This is a genomic window from Blautia sp. BIOML-A1, assembly GCF_009883055.1.
GTDB lineage: Bacteria > Bacillota > Clostridia > Lachnospirales > Lachnospiraceae > Blautia_A.
This window is the reverse complement of sequence record NZ_WWVR01000092.1, coordinates 1-6,113: the sequence shown is the minus strand read 5'-3', so window position 1 is coordinate 6,113 and position 6,113 is coordinate 1. Positions and strand designations below refer to the sequence as shown.

The 6,113-nt window shown below is 39.5% G+C and carries 10 protein-coding genes and 2 pseudogenes; all 12 read left to right on the top strand.

Annotation, left to right across the window (positions count from 1 at the left end):
* Positions 1-153: transposase (locus GT674_RS16885; RefSeq protein ID WP_192926068.1), on the top strand; the 153-nt coding region annotated here is incomplete at its 5' end.
* Entirely contained in the window at positions 150-569 is a 420-nt protein-coding gene (locus GT674_RS16880) for an RNA-guided endonuclease TnpB family protein (RefSeq protein WP_330585647.1), read from the top strand. The genes GT674_RS16885 and GT674_RS16880, both read left to right, overlap by 4 nt.
* A gap of 97 nt (positions 570-666) precedes the next feature.
* The gene (tnpA, locus tag GT674_RS16875) at positions 667-1,074 is read left to right on the top strand and encodes an IS200/IS605 family transposase (RefSeq protein ID WP_161286690.1); all 408 of its coding nucleotides are present in this window, start codon (positions 667-669) and stop codon (positions 1,072-1,074) included.
* A pseudogene (locus GT674_RS18485) lies at positions 966-1,196 on the top strand (helix-turn-helix domain-containing protein); the annotation flags it as partial. The gene tnpA (GT674_RS16875) and the pseudogene GT674_RS18485, both read left to right, overlap by 109 nt.
* A gap of 234 nt (positions 1,197-1,430) precedes the next feature.
* Positions 1,431-1,832, top strand: a complete 402-nt coding sequence (gene tnpA / locus GT674_RS17225) for an IS200/IS605 family transposase (RefSeq protein WP_330585648.1) — start codon at positions 1,431-1,433, stop codon at positions 1,830-1,832.
* Positions 1,724-2,248, top strand: coding sequence for a helix-turn-helix domain-containing protein (locus GT674_RS16865; protein ID WP_442859868.1), 525 nt, complete (start codon positions 1,724-1,726; stop codon positions 2,246-2,248). Before tnpA (GT674_RS17225) ends, GT674_RS16865 begins: the two co-directional genes overlap by 109 nt.
* A 97-nt stretch (positions 2,249-2,345) precedes the next feature.
* Entirely contained in the window at positions 2,346-2,753 is a 408-nt protein-coding gene (tnpA, locus tag GT674_RS16860; RefSeq protein ID WP_161286690.1) for an IS200/IS605 family transposase, read from the top strand.
* Complete coding sequence (gene tnpA / locus GT674_RS16855; protein WP_442859867.1) at positions 2,645-3,604, top strand: IS200/IS605 family transposase; 960 nt, start codon at positions 2,645-2,647, stop codon at positions 3,602-3,604. Before tnpA (GT674_RS16860) ends, tnpA (GT674_RS16855) begins: the two co-directional genes overlap by 109 nt.
* Entirely contained in the window at positions 3,496-4,425 is a 930-nt protein-coding gene (locus tag GT674_RS17275; RefSeq protein ID WP_330585646.1) for an RNA-guided endonuclease TnpB family protein, read from the top strand. Before tnpA (GT674_RS16855) ends, GT674_RS17275 begins: the two co-directional genes overlap by 109 nt.
* Positions 4,386-4,640 (top strand): annotated as a pseudogene (gene tnpA / locus GT674_RS17270) (IS200/IS605 family transposase); the annotation flags it as partial. The gene GT674_RS17275 and the pseudogene tnpA (GT674_RS17270), both read left to right, overlap by 40 nt.
* Entirely contained in the window at positions 4,532-5,587 is a 1,056-nt protein-coding gene (locus GT674_RS16835) for an RNA-guided endonuclease TnpB family protein (RefSeq protein ID WP_330585645.1), read from the top strand. The pseudogene tnpA (GT674_RS17270) and the gene GT674_RS16835, both read left to right, overlap by 109 nt.
* A partial coding sequence (locus tag GT674_RS16825; protein ID WP_161286688.1) for an RNA-guided endonuclease TnpB family protein occupies positions 5,584-6,113 on the top strand: 530 nt, incomplete at its 3' end. The genes GT674_RS16835 and GT674_RS16825, both read left to right, overlap by 4 nt.

Sequence of the window (6,113 nt, the reverse complement as noted above, 5' to 3'; positions counted from 1 at the left end):
AGCAGGCTGCTGAAAAAAGAGTATCCGGAAATCCGGGAAAAACTTTGGAAAGAAGCGTTCTGGAGCCAGAGTTTCTGTCTTTTGACGGCAGGAGGGGCACCAGTAGAAGTGATCCGTCAATACATCGAAAACCAGGGAGAGAAAAAGAATTGAACATAGCATATCGTTTCCGGATTTATCCAACAGAAGAACAGAAGATACTCCTTGGAAAAACATTTGGCTGCTGTCGTTTTCTGTACAACCAGATGCTTAATGACAAGATCCAGGAGTATAAAAAGACAAAGAAGATGTTAAAGAATACACCAGCCATGTATAAAAAGGCGTATCCATTTCTGAAAGAAGTTGATTCGCTGGCGCTGGCAAATGTTCAGCTCCATCTGGAAAAAGCATATAAGAATTTTTTTCGTGATCCTAAGGTTGGATTTCCACGTTTCAAGTCAAAACATCACTCCAAAAACAGCTATACAACAAATGTAGTCAACGGAAATATTCTGGTAGAAGATAACCGGATCCGGCTTCCGAAATTAAAATGGATCTCCATGAAAAAACACAGGGAGCCNGGGAGATGAATTGCAAAAAATAAAAAAGAACACTTGTTTGGTGCAAAAATCCATGGTATAATAGAATCAGTCGATAAGATAATTATTCAAAAAAAGGACTGGTTTTATGGAAAATATGGATCACAATGCACATTCAGTGTACTTGATGTATTATCACCTGATTATGGTGGTGAAATATCGAAGAAAAGTTATCAATGATCCGATTTCAGAAAGAGCAAGGGAAATATGGGGATATATTGCCCCACGGTATGGAATTGTTTTGGAGGAATGGAATCATGATATTGATCATGTGCATGTAATGTTTCGTGCACAGCCTAAAACAGAACTCAGTAAATTTATCAATGCTTATAAAAGTGCCAGCAGCAGGCTGCTGAAAAAAGAGTATCCGGAAATCCGGGAAAAACTTTGGAAAGAAGCGTTCTGGAGCCAGAGTTTCTGTCTTTTGACGGCAGGAGGGGCACCAGTAGAAGTGATCCGTCAATACATCGAAAACCAGGGAGAGAAAAAGAATTGAACATAGCATATCGTTTCCGGATTTATCCAACAGAAGAACAGAAGATACTCCTTGGAAAAACATTTGGCTGCTGTCGTTTTCTGTACAACCAGATGCTTAATGACAAGATCCAGGAGTATAAAAAGACAAAGAAGATGTTAAAGAATACACCAGCCATGTATAAAAAGGCGTATCCATTTCTGAAAGAAGTTGATTCGCTGGCGCTGGCAAATGTTCAGCTCCATCTGGAAAAAGCATATAAGAATTTTTTTCGTGATCCTAAGGTTGGATTTCCACGTTTCAAGTCAAAACATCACTCCAAAAACAGCTATACAACAAATGTAGTCAACGGAAATATTCTGGTAGAAGATAACCGGATCCGGCTTCCNAATGCACATTCAGTGTACTTGATGTATTATCACCTGATTATGGTGGTGAAATATCGAAGAAAAGTTATCAATGATCCGATTTCAGAAAGAGCAAGGGAAATATGGGGATATATTGCCCCACGGTATGGAATTGTTTTGGAGGAATGGAATCATGATATTGATCATGTGCATGTAATGTTTCGTGCACAGCCTAAAACAGAACTCAGTAAATTTATCAATGCTTATAAAAGTGCCAGCAGCAGGCTGCTGAAAAAAGAGTATCCGGAAATCCGGGAAAAACTTTGGAAAGAAGCGTTCTGGAGCCAGAGTTTCTGTCTTTTGACGGCAGGAGGGGCACCAGTAGAAGTGATCCGTCAATACATCGAAAATCAGGGAGAGAAAAAGAATTGAACATAGCATATCGTTTCCGGATCTATCCAACAGAAGAACAGAAGATACTCCTTGGAAAAACATTTGGCTGTTGTCGTTTTCTGTACAACCAGATGCTTAATGACAAGATCCAGAAATATAAAAAGACAAAGAAGATGTTAAAGAATACACCAGCTATGTATAAAAAGGCGTATCCATTTCTGAAAGAAGTTGATTCGCTGGCACTGGCAAATGTTCAGCTCCATCTGGAAAAAGCATATAAGAATTTTTTTTGTGATCCTAAGGTTGGATTTCCACGTTTCAAGTCAAAACATCACTCCAAAAACAGCTATACAACAAATGTAGTCAACGGAAATATTCTGGTAGAAGATAACCGGATCCNATTTTTTAACATAATATATAGCAAGAATTCTCCTTCCTCTACAGGTGGGAGATGAATTGCAAAAAATAAAAAAGAACACTTGTTTGGTGCAAAAATCCATGGTATAATAGAATCAGTCGATAAGATAATTATTCAAAAAAAGGACTGGTTTTATGGAAAATATGGATCACAATGCACATTCAGTGTACTTGATGTATTATCACCTGATTATGGTGGTGAAATATCGAAGAAAAGTTATCAATGATCCGATTTCAGAAAGAGCAAGGGAAATATGGGGATATATTGCCCCACGGTATGGAATTGTTTTGGAGGAATGGAATCATGATATTGATCATGTGCATGTAATGTTTCGTGCACAGCCTAAAACAGAACTCAGTAAATTTATCAATGCTTATAAAAGTGCCAGCAGCAGGCTGCTGAAAAAAGAGTATCCGGAAATCCGGGAAAAACTTTGGAAAGAAGCGTTCTGGAGCCAGAGTTTCTGTCTTTTGACGGCAGGAGGGGCACCAGTAGAAGTGATCCGTCAATACATCGAAAATCAGGGAGAGAAAAAGAATTGAACATAGCATATCGTTTCCGGATCTATCCAACAGAAGAACAGAAGATACTCCTTGGAAAAACATTTGGCTGTTGTCGTTTTCTGTACAACCAGATGCTTAATGACAAGATCCAGAAATATAAAAAGACAAAGAAGATGTTAAAGAATACACCAGCTATGTATAAAAAGGCGTATCCATTTCTGAAAGAAGTTGATTCGCTGGCACTGGCAAATGTTCAGCTCCATCTGGAAAAAGCATATAAGAATTTTTTTTGTGATCCTAAGGTTGGATTTCCACGTTTCAAGTCAAAACATCACTCCAAAAACAGCTATACAACAAATGTAGTCAACGGAAATATTCTGGTAGAAGATAACCGGATCCGGCTTCCAAAATTAAAATGGATCTCCATGAAAAAACACAGGGAGCCTGCAGAAAACTGCCGTTTGAAATCAGTGACAGTCAGTATGGAGCCATCCGGAAAGTATTTTGCAAGTCTGCTGTATGAAGGATACAGCTGCGAAAACCAAGCAGCAGATAAGGATTACAGCAATGTCAAAATACTGGGGATTGATTATGCGATGCAGGGGATGGCTGTGTTTTCAGAAGAGATTGNTGTTTTGGAGGAATGGAATCATGATATTGATCATGTGCATGTAATGTTTCGTGCACAGCCTAAAACAGAACTCAGTAAATTTATCAATGCTTATAAAAGTGCCAGCAGCAGGCTGCTGAAAAAAGAGTATCCGGAAATCCGGGAAAAACTTTGGAAAGAAGCGTTCTGGAGCCAGAGTTTCTGTCTTTTGACGGCAGGAGGGGCACCAGTAGAAGTGATCCGTCAATACATCGAAAATCAGGGAGAGAAAAAGAATTGAACATAGCATATCGTTTCCGGATCTATCCAACAGAAGAACAGAAGATACTCCTTGGAAAAACATTTGGCTGTTGTCGTTTTCTGTACAACCAGATGCTTAATGACAAGATCCAGAAATATAAAAAGACAAAGAAGATGTTAAAGAATACACCAGCTATGTATAAAAAGGCGTATCCATTTCTGAAAGAAGTTGATTCGCTGGCACTGGCAAATGTTCAGCTCCATCTGGAAAAAGCATATAAGAATTTTTTTTGTGATCCTAAGGTTGGATTTCCACGTTTCAAGTCAAAACATCACTCCAAAAACAGCTATACAACAAATGTAGTCAACGGAAATATTCTGGTAGAAGATAACCGGATCCGGCTTCCAAAATTAAAATGGATCTCCATGAAAAAACACAGGGAGCCTGCAGAAAACTGCCGTTTGAAATCAGTGACAGTCAGTATGGAGCCATCCGGAAAGTATTTTGCAAGTCTGCTGTATGAAGGATACAGCTGCGAAAACCAAGCAGCAGATAAGGATTACAGCAATGTCAAAATACTGGGGATTGATTATGCGATGCAGGGGATGGCTGTGTTTTCAGAAGAGATTGAGATGGAAGAAGCAGGATTCTTCAGAAAAAATGAAAAAAGGCTGGCAAGGGAGCAGCGTAAACTGTCGAGATGTGTAAAAGGAAGCCGCAATTATGTGCGACAGAAAAAGAAAGTTGCCAGGTGCCATGAAAAAATACGCAGCCAGAGAAGAGATTATCTGCATAAACTGAGCCGCAGGATCACAGANTTTTGGAGGAATGGAATCATGATATTGATCATGTGCATGTAATGTTTCGTGCACAGCCTAAAACAGAACTCAGTAAATTTATCAATGCTTATAAAAGTGCCAGCAGCAGGCTGCTGAAAAAAGAGTATCCGGAAATCCGGGAAAAACTTTGGAAAGAAGCGTTCTGGAGCCAGAGTTTCTGTCTTTTGACGGCAGGAGGGGCACCAGTAGAAGTGATCCGTCAATACATCGAAAATCAGGGAGAGAAAAAGAATTGAACATAGCATATCGTTTCCGGATCTATCCAACAGAAGAACAGAAGATACTCCTTGGAAAAACATTTGGCTGTTGTCGTTTTCTGTACAACCAGATGCTTAATGACAAGATCCAGAAATATAAAAAGACAAAGAAGATGTTAAAGAATACACCAGCTATGTATAAAAAGGCGTATCCATTTCTGAAAGAAGTTGATTCGCTGGCACTGGCAAATGTTCAGCTCCATCTGGAAAAAGCATATAAGAATTTTTTTTGTGATCCTAAGGTTGGATTTCCACGTTTCAAGTCAAAACATCACTCCAAAAACAGCTATACAACAAATGTAGTCAACGGAAATATTCTGGTAGAAGATAACCGGATCCGGCTTCCAAAATTAAAATGGATCTCCATGAAAAAACACAGGGAGCCTGCAGAAAACTGCCGTTTGAAATCAGTGACAGTCAGTATGGAGCCATCCGGAAAGTATTTTGCAAGTCTGCTGTATGAAGGATACAGCTGCGAAAACCAAGCAGCAGATAAGGATTACAGCAATGTCAAAATACTGGGGATTGATTATGCGATGCAGGGGATGGCTGTGTTTTCAGAAGAGATTGAGATGGAAGAAGCAGGATTCTTCAGAAAAAATGAAAAAAGGCTGGCAAGGGAGCAGCGTAAACTGTCGAGATGTGTAAAAGGAAGCCGCAATTATGTGCGACAGAAAAAGAAAGTTGCCAGGTGCCATGAAAAAATACGCAGCCAGAGAAGAGATTATCTGCATAAACTGAGCCGCAGGATCACAGACCAGTACGATATAGTTGCGGTGGAAGATATTGATATNTATCCGGAAATCCGGGAAAAACTTTGGAAAGAAGCGTTCTGGAGCCAGAGTTTCTGTCTTTTGACGGCAGGAGGGGCACCAGTAGAAGTGATCCGTCAATACATCGAAAATCAGGGAGAGAAAAAGAATTGAACATAGCATATCGTTTCCGGATCTATCCAACAGAAGAACAGAAGATACTCCTTGGAAAAACATTTGGCTGTTGTCGTTTTCTGTACAACCAGATGCTTAATGACAAGATCCAGAAATATAAAAAGACAAAGAAGATGTTAAAGAATACACCAGCTATGTATAAAAAGGCGTATCCATTTCTGAAAGAAGTTGATTCGCTGGCACTGGCAAATGTTCAGCTCCATCTGGAAAAAGCATATAAGAATTTTTTTTGTGATCCTAAGGTTGGATTTCCACGTTTCAAGTCAAAACATCACTCCAAAAACAGCTATACAACAAATGTAGTCAACGGAAATATTCTGGTAGAAGATAACCGGATCCGGCTTCCAAAATTAAAATGGATCTCCATGAAAAAACACAGGGAGCCTGCAGAAAACTGCCGTTTGAAATCAGTGACAGTCAGTATGGAGCCATCCGGAAAGTATTTTGCAAGTCTGCTGTATGAAGGATACAGCTGCGAAAACCAAGCAGCAGATAAGGATTACAG

Excerpts from the sequence above, each read along its gene's own strand:
- tnpA (WP_161286690.1), top strand. The coding sequence starts at position 667 with ATGGAAAATATGGATCACAATGCACATTCAGTGTACTTGATGTATTAT.
- tnpA (WP_161286690.1), top strand. The coding sequence starts at position 2,346 with ATGGAAAATATGGATCACAATGCACATTCAGTGTACTTGATGTATTAT.